The sequence below is a fragment of the Rhodothermales bacterium genome, assembly GCA_039944855.1.
GTDB lineage: Bacteria > Bacteroidota > Rhodothermia > Rhodothermales > JANQRZ01 > JBBSMX01.
The window spans coordinates 16,988-37,944 of the sequence record JBDUXZ010000041.1 but is presented as its reverse complement, the minus strand read 5'-3'; the positions used below and the strand labels follow the sequence as shown (position 1 = coordinate 37,944).

Here is a 20,957-nt window from a genome sequence, read left to right as displayed (position 1 = left end):
AACAACCATGCATGCAGCGATCGGGATCGTCCTACTCGCGCTCGTACCCGGCCTCCACCCGGGCAGCCCCCCGCCCGTGCAGGCGTTCTCCTCGCTGAGCCGCGACGTGGCCGCCGTCGGCGAGACGTTCTTCCTCGACGTCGAGGCGCTCGTCGTCGCGGGGTACGGAGAGGCGACCGTCGAGATCGAAGTCGGGGACGGGAGCGTAGAGGTCGTCCGGGCGGAGCCGCTGCGGACAGAGCGCGGTCGCTTCGGCGAGACGCCGGTGACGGTGCAGACGCAACGCTTCGTCCTCCGGCCCCTCCGCGCCGGCGTGCTCGCCGTGCCGACGGTGACGGTGGAGGTGAACGGGACGCGCACGACCTTCCCGACGCAGCAGGTCCGCGCGTACGACGACGCGCAGGCGTTCTACCGCGCCTCCCGTTCCGTCCTGCCGATCGTCGCCGAAGGGGACGCGTTCGTGCGGATCGGGTCGGCGTTCCTGGTGGCCGAAGACGTGCTCGTGACGGCATACCACGTCGTCGTCGGGACCGACCGCGTCCGCGTCCAGCTTCCGAACGGGAAGCGCGTGACGACGCGGAAGGTCTGGGCTGTCGATCCGGTGCGCGACATCGCCGTGCTCCACCTCGACGCGGACGACGTGCGGCGCTCGGGGCTGACGCCGCTCCCGCTCGCGCCGCCGCACGAGCGCGGCGCCGCCGGGACCCCCGCCTTCACCGCCGGCTGGCCCGAAGGCGTCCAGCAGACCAGCGTCGGCGTCCGGTACGACGACCTGCATCCCGTGTCCGGCGAGACGATCTGGGTGTCCTCGAACCGCGTGCGCCCCGGCGACAGCGGGGGGCCGCTGCTCGACCGGCAGGGCCGTGTGATCGGCGTCGTCACGTCGGGTCGCACGGCGTCCTCTGGGACCGATTTCCTCGTCGAAGACGTCTGCCTCACGACCGATCTCCGGCCGGCGCTCGCGCAGCAACGCCTGCACGCGAAGCCGTACGGGCTCCGCGAGGTCCTCGCCGTCCACGCCCGCGCCGGAGCCCACGGCCACGCCCGCGTGCTCGAACTCGCCACCTCGCTCACGCAGCCGACGGGGTGGCGGAGCGGCGAGCGCGATCGCCACGTTCAGGCACTGCAACTCATCGCGGGGGAGGCGCCGCGCGATCCCGCGCTCCAGTTCCTCCTCGGCGCCACGCTCGACCAGGTCGGCGATGCGCCGCGTGCGCTCGCCGCCTACCGCCTCGCGCTCCACGCCGACGCTGACTACTTCCCCGCCGCCTACGCCCTCGGCCACCACTACTTCCGGCAGGGCGACTTCGAGGCGGCCGAGGTGTTGTTCGCGCGGATGGCGGAGGGCACGCCGTACGCGACGCTCGCCGCGCTCGGCCTCGCCCGCATCTACGCCGCCGACCTCCGCTACGCCGAGGCCGAGCACGCGCTGCGGGCCGTGCTCCGCCGCGATCACCGCTTCGCCCCGGCGCTGTACCTCCTCGGCTACTGCCAGCTCGCGCAGGGCCGCACGGCCGAGGCCATCGCCCTCGCCGTCCGGCTCGAAGGCATCGACCGGGCGTGGGCGGAGCGGCTCCGGCTCCACCTGCGCCAGCCCATCCTGCACCCCGTCGCGCTCGCCTCGCTGCCGCCGGCCGCGATTCGGCAGCCGTAACGGGTTGGAAAGGCGAGGGCTGGGCTGGGCGCACTTGGTCTGGGCACGGTTGTTTTTGTCCGCAGCGATCCGCATATTCCCCCCTGCACGCGCCGCCGGGGGATCGCTCCACGCGCCGTGCCTCCGTTTCAGGGACGAAGCACACGCACAGGCATGGCCGATTACGACGACACCGGGCGCGACAGCCGCGACGAGATCTACTCCAAGCGGGTGCCGGCCGGGCGCCGGACCTACTTCTTCGACGTAAAGACGACCCGCTCCGGCGAGGACTTCTTCATCACGATCACCGAGAGTAAGCGCGTCGACGAAGGACGGTACGAGAAGCACAAGGTCTTCCTCTATAAAGAGGACTTCGGCAAGTTCGCCGCCGCGCTCCACGAGGCCATCGGGTACATCCGCGAGAACCACCTCCCGGACTACGACTTCCGCGACCTCCCCGAAGTCGAGATGAGCTACGACGACGACGAGGGCTGAGCCCTCCGCCTCGCGCCTTCGAGCCCGCCGTTCTCCGAGAGCGGCGGGCTTTTTTGGTGAACAGCGGTGGGCGAGCGCCTGCTCCGTCGCCGCATCACCGCCGGCAGGGCGAGCGCATTCTCCCCGGACGTGTCATCCTGAGCTTGCGAAGGATCTCTGGGGAGCAACGCGGTGCCGAGGAAAGATGGGCTTCGCCGAGCCTTCGGGTTCTTCGACAAGCTCAGGATGACACAGAGGAAAACTTCTCAACAGAGCGACCATCCTTCAGCCGATCACAGGGCGCTTCAGCGTCCTTCGGGAATCGTTCCTTCCGCTCGTGAGCCCGATGGTTCACCGTCGGGCGGCGAACGGGAACTGGCGCTCGCTCGCCTTGCGCTTTCACGCCGTATCGACACCGGCGGCGCGGCGGGAAGTCTATTTTTGCTGGCTCCCGCCAGCCCTCGCGTTCCATGCCCGTCGCCACCCGCCTGATTCCCGTCATCCCGTACGCCGAGCGCGCCGAGCGGCTGCGCGCCGTCCTCGATCGCGGCGCGTCGTTCGACGCGAGCGTGGAGGACGCGGCGCGCCGCATCATCGAGGAGGTTCGGCGCGACGGGGACGCCGCGCTCGCCGCCCTCACCGAGCGGTTCGACGGCGTGCGGCCCGCCGCGCTGCGCGTGCCCGCCGAGGCGCTCGATGCCGCGCTCGACGCGACGGACCCCGACCTCCGCGCGATCATCGAAGAGGCGGCGGCGAACGTCCGCCGCTTCCACGAGCAGCAGCGCGAGCGGTCGTGGTTCACCGAGGACGGCGACGGCGTCGTGCTCGGGCAGCGGATCGTGCCGATGGAGCGCGTCGGGCTCTACGTGCCGGGCGGGACGGCGGCGTACCCGTCGAGCGTGCTGATGAACGTGATCCCGGCGCAGGTGGCGGGCGTCGACGCGCTCCACCTCGTCTCGCCGCCGCGCGCCGACGGCAGCGCCGACGCCGGGCTCCCGCACCCGCTCGTGCTCGCGACGGCGCGCCTCCTAGGCGTGGAGCACGTCTACGCCGTCGGCGGGGCGCAGGCTGTGGCCGCCCTCGCCTTCGGCACCGACACGATCCCCCGCGTCGACAAGATCGTGGGGCCGGGGAACGCGTACGTCGCCGCCGCCAAAAAGCTCGTCTACGGCACCGTCGACATCGACTCCATCGCGGGGCCGAGCGAGATCGTCGTCCTCGCCGACGACACGGCCGATGCCCGCTTCGTCGCGGCCGACCTCCTCTCGCAGGCTGAGCACGACGTCCGCGCCTCGGCGATCCTCGTCACCCCGAGCGCCGCGCTCGCCGAGGCCGTGCAGGACGCGGTCGAGCAGCTCGTGCCGACCTTGAGCCGCCGCGCCATCATCGAGCGGGCGCTCGCCGACTACTCCGCGTGCGTCGTCACCGGGACGATGGGCGAAGCCGTGGACTTCGTCAACGAGCTCGCGCCGGAGCACCTCGAAATCATCACGGCCGACCCATGGGCGACGATGGGCGGTGTCTGCCACGCCGGTGCCATCTTCCTCGGCTCTGCCTCCGCCGAGCCCGTCGGCGACTACTTCGCCGGGCCGAACCACGTCCTCCCGACGGGCGGCACGGCGCGCTACGCCTCGGCGCTCGGCGTGCACGACTTCGTCCGTCGGCAGTCGGTGATCGCGTACTCGGAATCCCGGCTCGCCGAGGCCGGGGAGCGCATCGCCCGCTTCGCCGACGCCGAAGGGCTCGACGCCCATGCCCTCGCCATCCGCGTCCGCCTCGACGCCGAATAGGAACCGCCGCCGTCGCGCCGCGTGCGCCTGAACTCCCTTCCGACTCCTCCCGCTTTATGCCCTCGACCGCTCCGCCCACGACGGACCAGCTAGATCGCCTCCTCGACCTTATCCGGCCCGAGGTGCGCGCGCAGCACGCCTACCGCGTCGCCACGCAGGTGGACCGCGCGGCCAAGCTCGACCAGAACGAGAGCCCGTACGACCTACCGCCGAAGATGAAGCGGGCCGCCGTCGAGCACTTCCTCGCGCAGGACTGGAACCGGTATCCGCAGGACCGCCCGCACGAACTCGTCGCCGCGCTCGCCGCGCACCTCGACTGGCCGGCGGAGGGGATCGTCGTCGGGCGCGGCTCGAACGAGCTGACGCACACGCTCGCGCTCGCGCTCATCAGCGCCGGGACGCCGGTCGTCCTCCCGCACCCGATGTTCGCGCTCTACGAGAGCGTCGTGAAGGTGCACGGCGGCGAGGTGGTGCCCGTCGATCCGAACGCCGACTTCTCGCACAGCGCCGACGCCATCATCGCCACGATGGAGGCCTCGCAGGCGCCGCTCGCCGTCGTCTGCTCGCCGAATAACCCGACGGGCTACGCGTTCCCCTTCGAGGAACTGGAGCGAATGGCCCAGGCCGCGCCCGGCTTCCTCCTCATCGACGAGGCCTACGTCGAGTTCGTCGAGGGGCCGAACGCGGGCGAGCTGCTGCGGCGCTACCCGAACGTGATCGTGATGCGGACGTTCTCGAAGGCGATGGGGCTGGCCGGGCTGCGGCTCGGCTACCTCATGGCGCACCCCGACGTCGCGGCCGAACTCGAGAAGCCGCGCCTGCCCTTCCTCGTCGACCGCCTCAGCGAAGCGGTCGGGCTGACGATGCTGGAGCACCAGGACCTCGTGCGCGAGCGCGTCGCCGTGATGACGGCGGAGCGCGCGAAGCTGCTGGCGGCGGTGGCGAAGATCGACGGGGTCGAGACCGTGCCTTCCAGCGCGAATTTCTTTATCATGCGGACGCCGCTCGCGCCGGCCGCGCTGCTGGCGGCCCTCCTCCGCGAGGGGGCCCGCATCCGCAACGTCAGCGGCTACCCCGCCCTCGCCGGTTGGGTCCGCGTTTCTGTCGGGCTCCCGGCCGAGAACAGGGCCTTTCTCGACGCGTTGAACGAGGTGCTCGCGTAACCGGTCGCGTTCCCAATAATTCTGAGTAACCGCTGGACATGGATTACATCCAAGTAGACATCATCGGACTTTCGACGAGCCCCTCCAGCGGTGGAGCCTACGCCCTCGTGCTCGGCGAGGTGGACGGCAACCGCCGCCTGCCCATCATCATCGGCGCGTTCGAAGCCCAGGCGATCGCGCTCGAGCTGGAGAAGATCCAGCCGCCGCGCCCGCTCACGCACGACCTCCTCCGCGACCTCTTCGACGCCATCGACGCCGACATCACGGACATCGTGATCGACGACCTCCGCGAGGGCACGTTCTTCGCCAAGATCCGCTACGTCTACGGCGGGAAGGAGAACCAGCTCGACGCGCGGCCCTCTGACGCCGTCGCCCTCGCCGTCCGCAGCGACGCGCCGATCTACGTCGTCCCCGCCGTGCTCGAAGAGGCCGGGATCCCCGCCGAGGACGAGAGCGCGACGCCCCTCGCCCGCGCTACCGAGGAAGAAGAGCCCCGCGAGGTCACGACGGCCCGCTCGCCCATCGAGCGCGTACAGGCGCAGCTCGACAAAGCCATCGAATCTGAGGACTACGAGCGTGCCGCCAAGCTCCGCGACGAGATCGAGCAGATGAAGAAAGAGAACTGAGTTGCGCGCCTGCTGCCCAGCCTCCCCCTGAAGCCTCGCGCGCCCGTGCGGGGCTTCGGCGTTGAGAGTGGAAGGGTCGAGGAGACGACGACTCAGGCTCACCGTCTCGTCCATTCATCGATTCATCCCCTCCTCCATGTCCGTCTCCGCCGAACCGTCGCTCGCCGCCCGCCGCCTTCCCTTCGAGCGGCTCGACGGGTTTCCCGAGCTCTTCCGCCGCTACGCCGAGGGGGACGAGGCCGCGCTCCGCTTCTTCGGCCACGACTTTCGCGACACGTCGGCACGCGCGGAGGCGGCACGCGACGCTGCCGCGCTCGACCGCGACCGCGCGACGCTCGCCGACGTTTTGACCGAGCAGAACGAGGCGTGGGGGAACCTCGACGGGGCCGTCCGTGCGAACATCGACGCGCTCCGTGACCCCGAGAGCGCCGTCGTCGTGACGGGGCAGCAGCTCGGGCTCTTCGGCGGCCCGCTCTACACGGTGTACAAAGCCGTCACCGCCGTCCAACTCGCCCGGCAGACGGCCGAGGAGACCGGCCGCCCCGTCATCCCCGTGTTCTGGCTCGCGGGCGAGGACCACGACTTCGACGAGGTCCGCAGCACGCTCGTCCTCAGCGGCAACGACCCGCTGCGCATCGCGCTCCCGCCCTCCGAAGACCGCACGCCCGTCGGCCGCCGCGTGCTCGGCGATGAGATCATGGAGGCTGTCGCCGCGCTCGAAGAAGCGCTCCGCCCGACCGAGTTCACACCTGCCCTCCTCGACGCCGTCCGCGCCGCGTACCGCCCCGGTGCGACGATGCGCGACGCCTTCGCCGGGCTGATGCGGACGCTCTTCGCCAGCAGTGGGCTCGTGTTCATCTCCTCCGACGACGCCCGGCTCAAGCGGCTCGCCGCGCCCGTCTTCCGGCAGGAGATCGAGCGCCACGCCGAGACGTTCGAGCGGCTGAAGGCCACGAGCGACGAGGTCGGCGCGGCCTTCCACACGCAGGTGACGCCCCTCCCAGTCAACCTCTTCCTGATGGAGGACGAGGGCCGCTACACGCTCGACCCCGACGACGGCGGGTTCACGCTGCGCGGGCTCGACCGGCGGTATTCCAAAGCCGAGCTACTGAAATTGCTGGACGCCGAGCCCGAGCGGTTCAGCCCCAACGTCGTCCTCCGGCCGGTCCTCGAAGACCGGCTGCTCCCGACGGCGGCCTACGTCGCCGGGCCGGGGGAGACCTCGTACTACGCCCAACTGCGCGGCGTCTACGACGCCTTCGGTGTGCCGATGCCCGTCGTGTATCCGCGCGCGAGCGTCACGCTCATCGAGAGCAAGGTGCAGAAGGTGCTCGACCGCTACGACCTCACCGTCGCCGACCTCGACGGCGACCTCGAAGGGCTCCACCGCCGCCTCGTCCTCGCCCTCTCCGAGCACGACGTGGAGGGTGCGTTCGGCGCTGCGACGCGGGCGCTGCACGAAGCGATGAACGCGCTCAAGCCCGTCGCCGCAAACGTGGATGCGACGCTCGCGAAGTCGGCTGACGCGACGCGGGCCGCGCTGCAAAAAGAACTCGCCGCGTTTCAGGACCGCGTCGTCCGTGCCGAGAAGCGGAACCACGACGTCGTCCGCGACCAACTCGACAAAGCGCAGGCCGGGCTCTACCCGACGGGGAAGTTGCAGGAACGGTCGCTCTCGGCGCTCTACTTCGTCAACAAGTACGGCCCCGATCTCGTCGCCCGCTGGCTCGACGGGCTCGACCTCGACACGACCGCGCACCAAGTGATCGAACTATGACGCCGCTCTTCTCGCCCCTCGTCGAGCGCGCCATCGAACTCGCCGCCGAGTGGCACGACCGGACGTACCGCAAGAGCCGCTGGCGCGCGCACCCGTTCGACCCGCCGCCGGAGGTCGCGCTGCGCATCCCCGTGATGGCCCACCTGACTGCCGTCGCCCTCACGGTCCAGCGGGCGGGATGGGACGACGAGACCGTCGCCGCCGCCTTTCTCCACGACGCGCTCGAAGACGGCAACCAGTTCCGGCACACCCTCACGTTCGAGCGGCTCGCCGACCTCGTGGGCGAGGGCGTGGCCGAGCGCGTGCTCGGCGTCACCGAGCCGCAGCGCGGGCCAGACGGCAAGCATCTCCCGTGGCGTGTGCGGAAGGATGCCTACGTCGAAACCCTACGTGCGGCCACGCCCGAGGTGGCTGCGATCTCGCTCGCCGACAAGCTCCACAACGCGTGGACGATGAACCAGGGCATCCAGTCCGGGGTGAACATCTTCGCCGATGGGCCCACGAACCGAAAGCTCTCGGCCGGCCCCGACGAGCAGCGGTGGTTCTTCCGCACGGTCCTCGATACGTCCGAGGCTTTCATCGATCCGCGGCTCGATCCGATGCGCGAGCGGCTGCGGCAGGAGATCGAGCGCTTTGAGCGGCTGACGAGCGACGAGGGGTAGCGTACGGCAGAGGGGAGTAGCCGACGAGCCAGCAAGGTGTTCCGCGGGTGAGGTTGCCGGTGCCCTTGCGTAACGGGTGTGTTATCCGTTACTTGTGGCGGCTCTTCTCACAGGATTGTGACTGCGCATCGGGTTCCCCTCGTGCGCGCTCCCGGCACCGATGGAAGTCTCCGCGTCCCATAAACGCTGGCGGCACGTCCAGCGCCTCTTCGCCGAAGTCGTCGGGCTCGACCCCGAACGGCGCACGGCCCGGCTCGAACGGGTCGGCCGGGAAGACCCACGGCTGCGGGAGCAGCTCCAGGCCCTCCTCGATCGCCACGAACGCGGCGAGCCGCTCACCGGATCGCCGCCGCCGTCCCGAGTAGGCTCGGGCGGGCTCGGCTCGGGCGATAGCCTGATCCTCGGCGAGATCGTCGGGCCGTACTGCCTGCTCGAAGAGCTAGGGCGCGGGGCGATGGGGATCGTCTACCGCGCGCAGGACACCCGGCTCAAGCGGCCGGTCGCGCTGAAGTTTCTCTCGCCCCAACTCAGCGCCGACAAGCGGGCGCGGGCGCGGCTAGAGCGGGAAGCGCAGGCGGCCAGCGCGCTCGACCACCCCAACATCTGCACGGTCTACGAGATCGGCGAGACCGACGACGGCCGGCTCTACCTCGCCCTCGCCTGCTACGACGGCGAGACACTCGAGAACCGGATCGAGCGCGGCCCCCTCGCCGTGGACGACGCCGTCCGCATCGCCGTCCGCATGGCGCGTGGCCTCGCCGCTGCCCACCGCCACGGCATCGTCCACCGCGACGTGAAGCCCTCGAACGTCCTCGTCACCGAAGACGAGGAGGTCAAGATCCTCGACTTCGGCATCGCCCGCGTCGCCGACTCCGACCTCACCGGCACCGGCGACACGCTCGGGACCGCCGCGTACATGAGCCCCGAGCACCTGCGCGGCGCCCCGGAGGCCCGCTCCGACGTGTGGGCGCTCGGCGTCGTGCTCTACGAGATGCTCACCGGCCGGCGCCCCTTCCGCGGCGACTACGAGGCCGCACTGCTCTACGCCGTCCTCCACGAAGCGCCCGCCCCGCTCGACCGCGACGACGTGCCGGACCCGCTCGCCGAGATCGTCCGGCGATGCCTCGAGAAAGACCCCGACCTCCGCTACCCCTCGGCTGAGGAGGTCGAAGTGGACCTCGAACGGCTGCGGCTGGGCGCACCCGCCGCGCACCCGTCGCGCCGCGTGTCGCGCCGCACCCGCCGCCTCGCGTTCGGGCTCGGGGGCCTCGCGCTCCTGCTCGTCCTCGCCCTCTCGCCCCTCCGCACCGCCGCGACAGCCTGGCTAGGTGGCAGCGGGCCGGACGTGCAGCACCTCGCCGTGCTCCCGCTCATGAGCCCCGCAGCCGAAGCCTCGGTGGGTGAGGGCCTGACGCTCACACTGACGAGCCTGTTGACCCAACTCGGCTCTCACGCCGAGCGGCCCATCACCGTCGTTCCGGCCAGCGAAATGCGGGAGATCAAGACCGCCGCCGAGGCTCGCGAACGGTTCGGCGTGGGCGTCGTCGTCAGCGGGGACTTCCAGCGAGAGGGCGAGCAGGCTCACCTTACGCTCAACATGATCGATGCACGCACCCTCCGCCAACTCCACACCGAGCGTCTTTCGGAGTCGGCGAACCGCTTACCCGTTCTTCATCAACGCGCGCTCGCCACGCTCGCTGATATGCTCGGGGTCCCGCTCTCTGAGGAGCGGCAGAGCATGCTCACCGCTGGCGGTACGGCGGATAGCGAAGCGTATGAGTGGTACCTGAAAGGAACAGCAGCATTGGAGCGGTTCGACCGACCAGAGAACATAAGGACTGCTATTCAGGCTTTTCTATGGGCACTCGAAGACGACTCGCTCTACGCCCTCGCCCACGCAGGTCTGGGAGAGGCCTATGTGCGGAAGTACCAGTCCACCCAGGATCCGGAGGTGATTCGTCTGGCTGAGCAACACAGCCGCCACGCCCTCAGGCTTTCCAACCGCCTTGCGGCTGTGCGAATCACGCTGGGGTTGCTCTACAACATTACAGGCGACTATTCGGCTGCGGTTAACCAGTTTAGAATTGGAGTGGAGTTGGAACCAGACGATGCCAGGATGTACCACGGTCTTGCATCTTCGTACAGAAAGCTTCAGCGCACAGAGGAAGCAGAGAGGTTCTACCAGACAGCCATTGACTTGCAACCAAGCAGGTGGCAACCTCGCAATGACCTCGGGTACCTCTACATAGAATCTGGTCGCTTGGAGGAGGCAATTCACCAGTTCGAGCAAGTGATTGACCTTGCACCGGACGACGTTCGAGGTTACGAGGGCCTCGCTACAAGCTACCTCTATAGGGGAGATTTCGAGAATGCCCGCTTGTGGGCACAGCGAAGCTTGGATGTCAGGCCGAGTTACAGGGCTTACGCTCGATTGGGAGATGCCAGTTATTACGAAGAAGACTATGCAATGGCCGCTCAGGCCTACGAGCGGGCCTTGCAACACAATGACAGCGAGTACACCGTGTGGGGTAACCTCGGCGATGTGTACAGCTTGATGAGAGGGCATTCCACTGAAGCAGAGAGAGCGTACCGCCACGCTATTGAAACAGCAGAGGAAGTGAGACGCGTCGCTCCGTCGAACCCCGAAGTGCTCTCGGATCTCGCCATGTATCACCTTGAAATAGGAGAGAATGCGCGGGCTAGTTCCTTGCTGGACGAAGTGAATGTCAACGTGTCGAGCGACATGTACCTCGCGCAGCGCGTCGCTGTCCTCTACGAGCGACTTGGTCGGCGTGACCAAGCGCTTCGGTGGGTAGCCGAGGCGTTATCCCGAGGGTATCCCGATACGGAGCTTGAGCAGGAACCTGCGCTTCGTGACCTGATAACCGATCCGAGGTACCGTGCGGCCATACGCTCTGAATCTTAGACTCATGATACATCCCCACACCTAGAAGGAGGTTGAAGTCGTGCCCAAACGGATAGTCACCATCACAGGCTCATGCCCCAATCTGACAGCGAACTTGGTCGGTACCACAGCTTATGATCGAAGACAGCGTGGAACAAATAAGATAGATGGAATAACGTGGAGGATTGCAGATGAATGTGACGCAGAGACCGCTACAGTCGTGATGCTGAATGGGGAAGAGAAGTATTTCAAAGGAATGGATTCGCGTTTTGAGGTAATAAAAGGTCGGAATAAGTCTTATGATTTCAACGTGACAACAGGTTACGACGAGGAGGAGTTTGAGTATCAAATATTAGCCGATTGCGATGGAGAGGAGGCTGAGGTATTCTGTTCGAATTGTGGTGATAATGGGCAAGATGCAAGGCCGCGCATACGATTCGAAGAGATAATAGCGATGAGTAACATTGAGGCTCGCCAAGAATACGCTTCTATCACCTTCGATACTGATAGCTATGAAAAGGGAAGTGCGGAGTTGGTGATAAGGCCTCTGTCTACTAGTGATTTCGTCTCGGACGATATTGTGGGCTTGCCTACAGATGTCGAACTGCCGCCTGGTTTGTACGAAATAACCCTCGTCATTCAGGGTAGTTCAACGGCAAAAATTCTGTCCGTGGGGTCGACATCACTCTTCGATATCGATCGCGCATTCAATGACGAGCGTGATGAGTTGGAGCGATGACACGAATATCGGAAACAGTGAGGAAGCAATCGTGGAGGTCGATCCTGAAGCAATCCGACGAGAGAATAAAAGTCTCCGCCGCTCTGTCCAGGAGTTGGCGCTGCTAAACGAGGTCGCGGCGGCGCTGGGGGCGGCGCGGGATCTGGGCACGATCCTGCGCCGCATCGTGCGTGAGGGGATGGGAGCCGTTGGGGCCGGGCAGGGGACGGTTACGCTCGTCGATGCCGCGCGGTCGGACGACAACCGGACGGTCGTGCGCACGTCGGTCCGCTCCAGCGAGGGCGAGGCGTTCCGGCCGAGCGCGGTTCTCCTCGGCTGGATGCACTGGTACAAGAAGCCCATCCGCGTGGACGACCCCGCGACGGACGACCGCTTCAGCCCGCAGGACTGGGCCCCGGCCGTCCGCACCGTCCTCAGCGTCCCGCTCCTCGTTCGCGCTGGGCTCATCGGCGTGCTGACGGTGTTCAACAAGCGCGGCGACGAGGGCTTCAGCGCCGAGGACGAGCGGCTGCTGGCGATCCTCGCGGCGCAGTCGGCGCAGGTGATCGAGAACGCCCGCGTGCGGGAGGAGGGGGAGCGGGTGCGGCGGGTGTTCGGGCAGCACACGGACCCAGCCGTCGTGGACGCGCTGATGGGGGGCGAGGCCGACGTGGTCCCGCAGCGGCAGTCCGTATGCGTGATGTTTCTCGACGTACGCGACTTCACGGCGTTCGCCGAGCAGGCCGAGCCGGAGGCCGTGGTGGACTACCTCAACGGCCTGCTCTGGTTCATGATCGAGGCGGTGACCCGGCACCACGGGATCGTGCACCAGCTCCTCGGCGACGGGTTCATGGCGATCTTCGGCGCGCCCGTCTCGCGCGGGAACGACTGCCGCAACGCCGTCCACGCGGCGCTCGAGATCGTCGAGCGGCTGCGGTCCGCCGTCGAGAGCGGAGCCGTCGCACCGACGCGGGTTGGGATCGGGCTGCACGCGGGCGAGGTGGTCGCCGGGCTCGTGGGGTCGAAGGTTCACCGGGAGTACAAAGTCACCGGCGACGTGGTGAACCTCGCAGCGCGGATCGAAGGGCTGAACAAAGACTTCGACTCGGCGGTGCTGGCGTCCGAGGCGGTGTGGCGCGCGGCCGGGGATGAGGCGCTGGAGGCCGAAGCGCTCGGCGCGGTCGAGGTGCGGGGGCGGCAGGAGCCGGTCGTGCTGTACCGGCTGGCGTGACGCAGCGGAGCGCCGAGGCCAGTTCAGAAGAAGCGGGCGTGCTCGACCATGATGCAGCGGTTCGTGACGTAGGGCAGGTCGTGGGCGGCGGCGAGCCCTTTTGCCTCCTGCGACGAGACGCCGAGCTGAGTCCAGATCACCGGGTTCTCCTGCGTGCGTTCGTTCCGGTCCACGGCGTCTTGCACGACGCCTTCGGTGAAGCGCGGCTGCCGGTACACGTTGACGATGTCGATGTGGGTGTCCTCCGGGATGGAGAGCAAATCAGGGTAGCACGGGACGCCGAGGAGCTCGTCGTGGTGAGGGTTGATCGGGACGACGGTGTAGCCGGCGTCCTGCAGGTAGCGGGCGATGCGGTGGCTCGTCCGCGTTGCGCGCGGCGAGCAGCCGACGACGGCGATCGTGCGGGCGGCGGCGAAGAGGGTCTGGAAATCCATGAGAGGGGCGGCGTGTGGGAGATGGGCCGATTGTACGTCGCGGCGGAGATTAGATTCCCGATGCGTGATGCGTGATGCGCGACCCTTGCCGTTCGGCGCTTTGACCTTGCTGTGATGAAACCCGTGCCCACTTCGTCTCCGTCTCCGCCCGTCCTACCGGAATCCCCGGCCGGCATCACGGATCGGCTGCGCGGCGTGCTTCCGCTCGTGCGCGGGGTGATCGGGAAGGTTCGAGGCGTCGGGATCGTCTCGGCCGTGGCGGCCGTCGTGCTGTGGCTCGTGCTCTTCGGCGGCGTGCTGTGGCCGCTCACGGTGCGGACGGCGGCGGCAGTCGTGGCGCTCGGCATCTTGCTCGTCCCGGCTGCGGGGACGCTCCTCGCCGTGCTCACCCTCAACGAGGTGCTCGACCTCCCGAACCGGCTCCGGGCGCTGCCGGGGCAGGTCCGCGACTCGGCGGCGGAGGCGGCGACGGGCGCGGCCGACGTCGTTCGTCCCGGCGAGTCGAAGCGGTCGCGGCGGCTGTTCGGGTTCGTCGGCGTGCTGTGGCGGCTGCGCGGGGTGATGGGCGACTCGCGCGGGACATTCGCGCGGACGGTCGCGCTCGCGCGGGCGGCGCGGCTGGCGAGCCTGCCGTTCGTGCTCGCGCTCGTGGCCGCGTTCGCGCTCGACTTCGTCGTGATCGCGGCGGCCGTCGTGGCGGTGCTCGTCGCGCTCGTGCTGTAGCGCCGCCACGTCGGCGGAAGGCCGTGGGCGACGTATCTTGGCGTTTCCTCTCCCTTCACCACCACGATCTATGCGCCTGCTGCTGCCCGTCCTCGTCCTCCTGTTCACCGTTCCGGTGGCCGCCCAAGTCCCCGGCGACCTCGCCGAGACGTACCTCGAAGAGATGGGCCTGGCCTCCGAGATCGAGTCGGTGGGGGCGCAGATCCTCCAGCAGATTCAGGGGCAGGCGGCGCAGATGCCTGAGCCCGCACGGGCGCCGTTCCGTGCGATCTACGCCGAGGAGATGAACGCCGATGCCCTCACCGCGCGCCTCGTGAGCTACGTCACCGCCGAGGGCGATGCCGACCGCATCCGCGAATCGCTCGCGTGGATGGACCAGCCGCTCGTGGAGCGGATGCATGCGGTGGAGGACTCGGCGTCGAACGACGCGAACGCGCAGGTCGCCGTGCAGATGTACGCGATGACGGGGAGCTTTGCGGCCCCGGTCACGCCCGAGCGCGAGGAGCAGATGGACCGCTACCTCGCCGCCACCGACGCCGCCGACAAGGGCGTCGACCTCTACCTCAACCTCATCGTCGCTTCCTCGGAGTCGATGCGGGCGCTCACGCCCGAAGGGAAGGAGCGGCTGTCGGCCGACTCGCTCCGCGCGCAGATGCGGCCGCAGCTCGAAGGGATGATCGGCGGGATGATCCGCGGCAGCACGCTCTACGCCTTCCGCGACATCCCCGACGCCGAGTTCGACGCCTACATCGCGCAGCTCGACACGCCGGACGCGCAGTACGCCAGCGACCTCGGCACGGCCGCGATGAATGCCGCCCTCGTCGGCGCCATCACCGAGGCCGGGAGCCGCTTCGTCGAGACGCTCACGGCGCTCGACGCCGCCGGCGAGATCAGCCTCGACGAGATGCGGCGGCAGGGCGAGGAGATGCGCGGCAGCGGCGGGTGATTCCTCCTCGCGCGGCGGCATCGGGTTTGACCCCCGCCGCGCTCGCGCTCGCCCCGGCTCTGTGAGCCTCCACTTTCGGCTTCACGCGGCTGTCCCTCTCAATGAGGGGGACAGCTTTTCTATCTCTGAGCGCAGGGACGCAGTCCCGCAGCGATGGATCGAGAAGCGGGGGGTGGGCCGTTCCTTCACCGTGCCCGCACGAACATCGAGCGCGCCGCACCGTAGCTTTCCGCCCCCTCTCGACCGCCCTATTCCCGACCCGACATGGCAGGCTATCCCTTCGACGAGATCGAACCCAAGTGGCAGCGCCACTGGGACGCGCACGAGACGTTCAAGACGCCCGGCCCCGGCGACGCCGGCTTCGACGCTGCCCGCCCGAAGTACTACGTCCTCGACATGTTTCCCTACCCGTCCGGCGCCGGGCTCCACGTCGGCCACCCCGAGGGCTACACCGCCACCGACATCATCGCGCGGGCGCGGCGGATGCAGGGCTTCAACGTGCTCCACCCGATCGGGTGGGACGCCTTCGGGCTGCCGGCCGAGCAGTACGCCGTCGAGACAGGGACGCACCCGCGCGAGACGACGCAGCGCAACATCACGCGCTTCCGCGAGCAGCTCAAGATGCTCGGCTTCTCGTACGACTGGAGCCGCGAGGTCGACACGACGGACCCGAAGTACTACCGCTGGACGCAGTGGATCTTCCTGCAACTCTACAAAAAGGGTCTCGCGTATCAGGCCGAGGTGGCGGTGAACTGGTGCCCGGCGCTCGGCACCGTCCTCGCGAATGAAGAGGTGATCGACGGGCGGAGCGAGCGCGGCGGGCACCCCGTCGTCCGCCGGCCGATGCGGCAGTGGATGCTCAAAATCACGGCCTACGCCGAACGCCTCCTCGACGGGCTCGACGATCTCGGCTGGCCGGACTCGCTGAAGGAGATGCAGCGGAACTGGATCGGGCGGAGCGAAGGGGCCGAGGTGGACTTCCCCGTCTTCGGCCACGCCGAGACCGACATCCGCGTGTTCACGACGCGGCCCGACACCCTTTTTGGCGCGACATACATGGTCCTCGCGCCCGAGCACCCGCTCGTCGAGGAGATCACGACGGCCGAGCAGCGCGGTGCCGTGGACGCCTACCGCGACGCCGCCGCGCGGAAATCCGAGCTCGAACGGACCGAGCTGCAGAAAGAGAAGTCCGGCGTCTTCACGGGGGCACACGCCGTCAACCCCGTCACCGGCTTCCACATCCCGATCTGGGTCGCCGACTACGTCCTTGCGAGCTACGGCACCGGCGCGATCATGGCCGTGCCCGCCCACGACGAGCGCGACTACGCCTTCGCCACGCAATACGGCCTACCGATCCGCGAGGTCGTCTCGGGTGGCAACGTGGACGAGGCGGCGTACACCGGCGACGGCACCCTCATCAACTCCGACTCGTCGGACCGCGCGATTGCGAACATCGCCCAGCGCGGCGTAAAGCTCGACGGGCTCGGCGTGGCGGAGGCGAAGGCCAAAATCACCGAGTGGTTGGAGAGCGAGGGCGTCGGTCGGCGGAAGATCAACTACAAGCTCCGCGACTGGCTCTTCAGCCGGCAGCGCTACTGGGGCGAGCCGTTCCCCATCGTCTTCGTCGACGATGAGCCGCAGCCGCTCCCCGAATCCGACCTCCCCGTGATGCTACCGGAGGTCGAGCGCTACGAGCCGAGTGGCACCGGTGAGAGCCCGCTCGCGACGATCCCCGAGTGGGTCGAGACCACGTTCGAGGGCGAGTCGGCGCGGCGCGAGACGAACACGATGCCGCAGTGGGCCGGCTCGTGCTGGTACTACCTCCGCTACCTCGACCCCGACAACGACCGCGCCCTCGTCGACCCGGCGAAAGAGCAGTACTGGATGCCGGTCGACCTCTATGTCGGCGGAGCCGAGCACGCCGTGCTGCACCTGCTCTACGCCCGGTTCTGGCACAAAGTCCTCTACGACGCGGGCGTCGTCTCGACGAAGGAGCCGTTCGAGCGGCTCGTCAACCAGGGCATGATCCTAGGCGAAGTCGAGTACACCGTCGTCCGCGACGGCGTGGCGAGCACGGTCGAGGAGGACGAAGTCGAGAAGCGCGGCGACCGGTTTGTGCTGAAGGCCGACCCGAACGTCGAGGTCGAGTCGCGGGCGCACAAGATGTCGAAGAGCCGCGGCAACGTCGTCAACCCCGACGACATCATCGCGGAGTACGGGGCCGACTCGCTGCGGCTCTACGAGATGTACATGGGGCCCCTCGAGCAGACGAAGCCGTGGCGGACCGACGACGTGAAGGGCGTCCACCGCTTCCTCGCGCGGGCGTGGCGGCTCGTCACCGAGCAGGAGATCTCCGACGCCGAGCCCCAGCGAGAGCAGCTCCGCCTGCTCCACCGGACGATCCAGCGCGTCACCGACGACATCGACGGCCTCCGCTTCAACACGGCGATTGCGGCGATGATCGAGTTTGTCAACGAAGCCACGAAGTGGGATGCGACGCCGAAAGCGCTCCTCGACGACTTCGTGCTCCTCCTCGCCCCGTTCGCGCCGCACATCGGCGAGGAGCTGTGGGACCGGCTCGGCCACGGCGACAGCCTGACGTATGCCCCGTGGCCGCAGCTCGACGAGCAGTACCTCAAAGAGGACGAGGTCGAGATCGCCGTGCAGGTGATGGGCAAGCTGCGCGGGACCGTCCGCGTCGCCGCCGACGCCTCGAAGGACGCCGTGCTCGACGCGGCGCGCGCCGAGGAGAACGTCGCGCGCTACCTCGCCGAGGGTACGGTGCGGAAGGAGATCTACGTGCCCGGCCGCCTCGTCAACTTCGTCGTGAGCTGAGGGGTGGCGTGGCGCGCATCGTCGTAACGGGAGCAACCGGCACTGTCGGCCGCGCCGTCGCCGAGCGTGCGGTGGCGGACGGGCACGAGGTCGTCGCGGCCGTCCGCAACGTGGAGGCCGACCTGCCGGACGGCGCGAGAGCCGTCGCCTTCGACTTCACGCGGCCGGAGACGTTCGCGCCCGCGCTCGCCGGGGCCGACGGGCTGTTCCTCCTGCGACCGCCCGCGATCTCCGACGCCGCGCGCTTCGTCAACCCCGTCGTCGACGCGGCCGAGGCGGCGGGGGTGGGGCACGTCGCGTTCCTCTCCGTGCTCGGGGCCGAGCGGAACCCGCTCCTCCCGCACCGGGCTACGGAGAAGCGGCTCGAAGCCTCGCCGCTCGGGTACACCCTCCTCCGGGCGAGCAACTTCATGCAGAACCTCGCCGAGCAGAACGCGGCCGAGATCCGTGAGCGCGACACCGTCTTCGTCCCCGCCGGAGACGGCCGCGTGAGCTACGTCGACGCCCGCGACGTGGGCGAGGCGGCGGCGCTCGTGCTCGGCGCGGGCGGCCCGGCACAGCGCGCGCTCGACCTCACGGGGCCGACGGCCATCGACCATTTCGAAGTCGCACATGTGCTCTCGGACGTGCTCGGCCGGCGGATCGACTACGCCCGGCCCGGCGCTCTCGCGTTCGCGTGGCGGAAGCTCGGCGAGGGCGAACCGCTGCCGTTCGTGCTCGTGATGACGGGGATCTACACCGTCGCCCGCCTCGGCCTCGCCGCCCGCGTCACTGACGACCTCGCCGCCCTCCTCGGCCGGCCCGCTACCTCCTTCGCCACCTTCGCGGCCGACTACCGCGCCGCGTGGGCCTAAACCGCTCTCGTCCCATGCCGCTCCGTTCCCTCTGTATCTACTGCGGCTCCCGCGCCGGCGTCCGCTCGGACTATGCGGAGGCGGCGCGGGCCACCGGCACGCTCCTCGCCGAGCGCGGGATCCGCGTCGTGTTCGGCGGCGGGAGCGTGGGGATGATGGGCCTCGTCGCCGACGCTGCGCTCGACGCGGGCGGGGAGGTGATCGGCGTGATTCCGCACGCGCTCGCGGCCCGCGAGGTGGACCACACCGGTCTCACCGCGCTGCACAAAGTCGACACGATGCACGAGCGGAAGGCGCTGATGGCGGAGCTCGCCGACGGCTTCGTCGCGCTCCCCGGCGGGATCGGGACGCTGGAGGAGTTGATGGAGGTGTGGACGTGGGTGCAGCTCGGCATCCACCGGCAACCCGTCGGCCTGCTCAACGTGGCGGGCTACTTCGACGGCCTCCTCGCGTTCGTCGACCACGCGGTCGCCGAGGGCTTCGTGCGCCCTGCCCACCGCGACTTGCTGCTCGTGGCCGAGACGCCCGCCGCGCTCCTCGACGCGCTCGCGGCGTGGACACCGCCCGACGTGCCCCGCTGGCTCGACCCCGACGAGATTTAGAGGACATCCGAAGACGCCAGATATGTCATTCTGAGCGAAGCGAAGAATCTGCTGAATGCCAACTTGGTTGCCTGGGTGGGAGAGATCCTTCGCTACGCTCAGGATGACAGCATACTATGTGGGATAGATAGGTTCGTGGACCGAACCGAACGGGCGGTGCGTCGTGAGAGAGCACGCGCTGTCGCTCCCATCTCTCCTCGCTCGGCCGCATGGATTTTAACTACTGGTTCCTCGTCGCCGGGCTCGTGCTGACGCTGATGGCGCTCGCGAACACCCTCCTGAAGCGGCTCCCACTCTCGACGGCGCAGCTCTACCTCCTCGTTGGCGTGGCGATCGGGCCGCTCGGCATCGGGCTCCTCGCGATCGACCCCATCGAGCGGGCGTCGGTGCTGGAGCGGCTGGCCGAGGTCGCCGTCATCCTCTCGCTCTTCGCGGCCGGGCTCAAGCTCCGCACGCCGCTCCACGACGGCCGCTGGAAGCTCCCGCTCCGCCTCGCGACGATCTCGATGACGCTCACCGTCGGGCTCGTCGCCCTCGCGGGTGTCTTCTTGCTCGGGCTCCCCATCGGGGCCGCCGTCCTCCTCGGCGCCGTCCTCGCGCCGACCGACCCCGTCCTTGCCTCCGACGTGCAGATCGAGGACCCCGACGACCGGGACCGCCTCCGCTTCAGCCTCACCGGCGAGGCCGGGTTCAACGACGGCGCGGCGTTCCCCTTCGTGATGCTCGGCCTCGGTCTACTTGGCCTCCACGAGCTCGGCGACTGGGGCTGGAAGTGGGTCGTGGTGGACCTGGGGTGGAGGATCGCGGGCGGGATCGGGATCGGCGCGCTCCTCGGGATGGCCGTGGGGCGGCTCGTCGTCCACCTCCGGCGGGAGCAGGAGGAGGCCGTGGGGCTCGACGACTTCCTCGCGCTCGGGCTCGTCGCGCTGAGCTATGGCGTGGCCATCTTCGCCCACACCTACGCCTTCCTCGCCGTGTTCGCGGCCGGGCTCGCCCTCCGGTTCGAGGAGCGCCGCCACACGGGCGACAAGCCGGCCGAGGAGATCGAGGCCCTCGCGCGCGAGGGGGAGAAGGAGGGCGTCGGCGCCGACGGCGATGTCGTCCCGGCGTACATGGCGTCGGCCGTGCTCGGGTTCGCCGAGCAGCTCGAACGGATCGGCGGCGTCGCCCTCGTCATCCTCGTCGGGACGCTCCTCACGTATGCCGACTTCTCGTGGAACGCCTTTCTTTTCGTCGCCGCGCTCCTGTTCGTGATCCGTCCGGTCTCGGTGTGGCTCGGCCTCCTCGGCTCGCCGACGACGGGGCTCCAGCGCGAACTCATCGCGTGGTTCGGCATCCGGGGGATCGGCTCGATCTACTACCTGATGTACGCCGAGAACCACGGCGTCTACGACCTCTTCTCCGGCAGCATCCTCGGCGTCGTCCTCCTCACGATCACGGCGAGCGTCGTGCTCCACGGGACGTCCGTGACGCCGATCATGAACTGGTATGCCGGACGCTCCGACCGTGAAGAGGAAGAGGCCCACGAGATGGAGGACGACCCCGAACCCCGGAGCGAACCCCGGAGCGAGCGCCGCGTGTGAC

Annotated in this window: 17 protein-coding genes; 16 read left to right on the top strand and 1 reads right to left on the bottom strand. The window is 68.7% G+C overall.

The genetic code is table 11. The annotated features are described in order from the left end of the window. Positions 1–7: 7 nt before the first annotated feature. The 10 genes from ABJF88_19690 (at position 8) to ABJF88_19645 (ending at position 12,979) form a co-directional block, all read left to right on the top strand. On the top strand, positions 8–1,654 hold the full coding sequence (locus ABJF88_19690; protein ID MEP0549164.1) for a trypsin-like peptidase domain-containing protein: 1,647 nt from the start codon (positions 8–10) through the stop codon (positions 1,652–1,654). A gap of 153 nt (positions 1,655–1,807) precedes the next feature. After that, positions 1,808–2,128 carry a DUF3276 family protein gene (locus ABJF88_19685; protein ID MEP0549163.1) on the top strand — a complete coding sequence of 107 codons (321 nt, stop codon included), beginning with the start codon at positions 1,808–1,810 and terminating at the stop codon, positions 2,126–2,128. 449 nt (positions 2,129–2,577) lie between these two features. Next, positions 2,578–3,897 carry a histidinol dehydrogenase gene (gene hisD / locus ABJF88_19680; GenBank protein MEP0549162.1) on the top strand — a complete coding sequence of 440 codons (1,320 nt, stop codon included), beginning with the start codon at positions 2,578–2,580 and terminating at the stop codon, positions 3,895–3,897. 56 nt (positions 3,898–3,953) lie between these two features. Further along, positions 3,954–5,060, top strand: coding sequence for a histidinol-phosphate transaminase (hisC, locus tag ABJF88_19675; protein MEP0549161.1), 1,107 nt, complete (start codon positions 3,954–3,956; stop codon positions 5,058–5,060). Positions 5,061–5,098: 38 nt separating this feature from the next. Further along, positions 5,099–5,686, top strand: a complete 588-nt coding sequence (locus ABJF88_19670; GenBank protein ID MEP0549160.1) for a bifunctional nuclease family protein — start codon at positions 5,099–5,101, stop codon at positions 5,684–5,686. Between the two features lie 136 nt (positions 5,687–5,822). After that, positions 5,823–7,463, top strand: coding sequence for a bacillithiol biosynthesis cysteine-adding enzyme BshC (gene bshC / locus ABJF88_19665; protein MEP0549159.1), 1,641 nt, complete (start codon positions 5,823–5,825; stop codon positions 7,461–7,463). Continuing rightward, positions 7,460–8,125, top strand: a complete 666-nt coding sequence (locus ABJF88_19660) for an HD domain-containing protein (GenBank protein ID MEP0549158.1) — start codon at positions 7,460–7,462, stop codon at positions 8,123–8,125. Before bshC ends, ABJF88_19660 begins: the two co-directional genes overlap by 4 nt. A 160-nt stretch (positions 8,126–8,285) precedes the next feature. Next, entirely contained in the window at positions 8,286–11,051 is a 2,766-nt protein-coding gene (locus ABJF88_19655; GenBank protein ID MEP0549157.1) for a protein kinase, read from the top strand. Positions 11,052–11,145: 94 nt separating this feature from the next. Further along, positions 11,146–11,769, top strand: coding sequence for a hypothetical protein (locus ABJF88_19650; GenBank protein MEP0549156.1), 624 nt, complete (start codon positions 11,146–11,148; stop codon positions 11,767–11,769). A gap of 94 nt (positions 11,770–11,863) precedes the next feature. After that, positions 11,864–12,979 (top strand): adenylate/guanylate cyclase domain-containing protein, encoded by a 1,116-nt coding sequence (locus ABJF88_19645; GenBank protein ID MEP0549155.1) that lies wholly within the window; start codon positions 11,864–11,866, stop codon positions 12,977–12,979. A gap of 23 nt (positions 12,980–13,002) precedes the next feature. Here the strand turns inward: ABJF88_19645 and ABJF88_19640 are convergent, their stop codons facing one another. Continuing rightward, positions 13,003–13,413, bottom strand: coding sequence for a CoA-binding protein (locus tag ABJF88_19640; protein ID MEP0549154.1), 411 nt, complete (start codon positions 13,411–13,413; stop codon positions 13,003–13,005). A gap of 114 nt (positions 13,414–13,527) precedes the next feature. Between ABJF88_19640 and ABJF88_19635 the strand changes: the two genes are divergently transcribed. The 6 genes from ABJF88_19635 to ABJF88_19610 all read left to right on the top strand — a co-directional run bounded on the left by ABJF88_19635 (position 13,528) and on the right by ABJF88_19610 (position 20,956). Further along, positions 13,528–14,136 carry a hypothetical protein gene (locus tag ABJF88_19635; GenBank protein ID MEP0549153.1) on the top strand — a complete coding sequence of 203 codons (609 nt, stop codon included), beginning with the start codon at positions 13,528–13,530 and terminating at the stop codon, positions 14,134–14,136. Between the two features lie 70 nt (positions 14,137–14,206). Continuing rightward, positions 14,207–15,082 (top strand): hypothetical protein, encoded by an 876-nt coding sequence (locus ABJF88_19630; protein ID MEP0549152.1) that lies wholly within the window; start codon positions 14,207–14,209, stop codon positions 15,080–15,082. Positions 15,083–15,346: 264 nt separating this feature from the next. Beyond that, complete coding sequence (gene leuS, locus ABJF88_19625) at positions 15,347–17,917, top strand: leucine--tRNA ligase (protein MEP0549151.1); 2,571 nt, start codon at positions 15,347–15,349, stop codon at positions 17,915–17,917. Positions 17,918–17,925: 8 nt separating this feature from the next. Further along, positions 17,926–18,771 (top strand): SDR family oxidoreductase, encoded by an 846-nt coding sequence (locus tag ABJF88_19620; protein ID MEP0549150.1) that lies wholly within the window; start codon positions 17,926–17,928, stop codon positions 18,769–18,771. A gap of 14 nt (positions 18,772–18,785) precedes the next feature. After that, complete coding sequence (locus ABJF88_19615) at positions 18,786–19,373, top strand: TIGR00730 family Rossman fold protein (protein ID MEP0549149.1); 588 nt, start codon at positions 18,786–18,788, stop codon at positions 19,371–19,373. 209 nt (positions 19,374–19,582) lie between these two features. Beyond that, positions 19,583–20,956: a cation:proton antiporter gene (locus tag ABJF88_19610; protein ID MEP0549148.1), complete on the top strand. Its 1,374-nt coding sequence runs from the start codon at positions 19,583–19,585 to the stop codon at positions 20,954–20,956. Position 20,957: the final 1 nt, after the last annotated feature.

What these genes read in the sequence shown, in the direction of transcription:
- hisD (MEP0549162.1), top strand. Translation starts at nt 2,578, where the DNA reads ATGCCCGTCGCCACCCGCCTGATTCCCGTCATCCCGTACGCCGAGCGC.
- ABJF88_19660 (MEP0549158.1), top strand. Translation starts at nt 7,460, where the DNA reads ATGACGCCGCTCTTCTCGCCCCTCGTCGAGCGCGCCATCGAACTCGCC.
- ABJF88_19670 (MEP0549160.1), top strand. Translation starts at nt 5,099, where the DNA reads ATGGATTACATCCAAGTAGACATCATCGGACTTTCGACGAGCCCCTCC.
- ABJF88_19655 (MEP0549157.1), top strand. Translation starts at nt 8,286, where the DNA reads ATGGAAGTCTCCGCGTCCCATAAACGCTGGCGGCACGTCCAGCGCCTC.
- ABJF88_19610 (MEP0549148.1), top strand. Translation starts at nt 19,583, where the DNA reads ATGGATTTTAACTACTGGTTCCTCGTCGCCGGGCTCGTGCTGACGCTG.
- ABJF88_19690 (MEP0549164.1), top strand. Translation starts at nt 8, where the DNA reads ATGCATGCAGCGATCGGGATCGTCCTACTCGCGCTCGTACCCGGCCTC.
- bshC (MEP0549159.1), top strand. Translation starts at nt 5,823, where the DNA reads ATGTCCGTCTCCGCCGAACCGTCGCTCGCCGCCCGCCGCCTTCCCTTC.
- hisC (MEP0549161.1), top strand. Translation starts at nt 3,954, where the DNA reads ATGCCCTCGACCGCTCCGCCCACGACGGACCAGCTAGATCGCCTCCTC.
- leuS (MEP0549151.1), top strand. Translation starts at nt 15,347, where the DNA reads ATGGCAGGCTATCCCTTCGACGAGATCGAACCCAAGTGGCAGCGCCAC.
- ABJF88_19640 (MEP0549154.1), bottom strand. Translation starts at nt 13,413, where the DNA reads ATGGATTTCCAGACCCTCTTCGCCGCCGCCCGCACGATCGCCGTCGTC.
- ABJF88_19635 (MEP0549153.1), top strand. Translation starts at nt 13,528, where the DNA reads ATGAAACCCGTGCCCACTTCGTCTCCGTCTCCGCCCGTCCTACCGGAA.
- ABJF88_19630 (MEP0549152.1), top strand. Translation starts at nt 14,207, where the DNA reads ATGCGCCTGCTGCTGCCCGTCCTCGTCCTCCTGTTCACCGTTCCGGTG.
- ABJF88_19615 (MEP0549149.1), top strand. Translation starts at nt 18,786, where the DNA reads ATGCCGCTCCGTTCCCTCTGTATCTACTGCGGCTCCCGCGCCGGCGTC.
- ABJF88_19685 (MEP0549163.1), top strand. Translation starts at nt 1,808, where the DNA reads ATGGCCGATTACGACGACACCGGGCGCGACAGCCGCGACGAGATCTAC.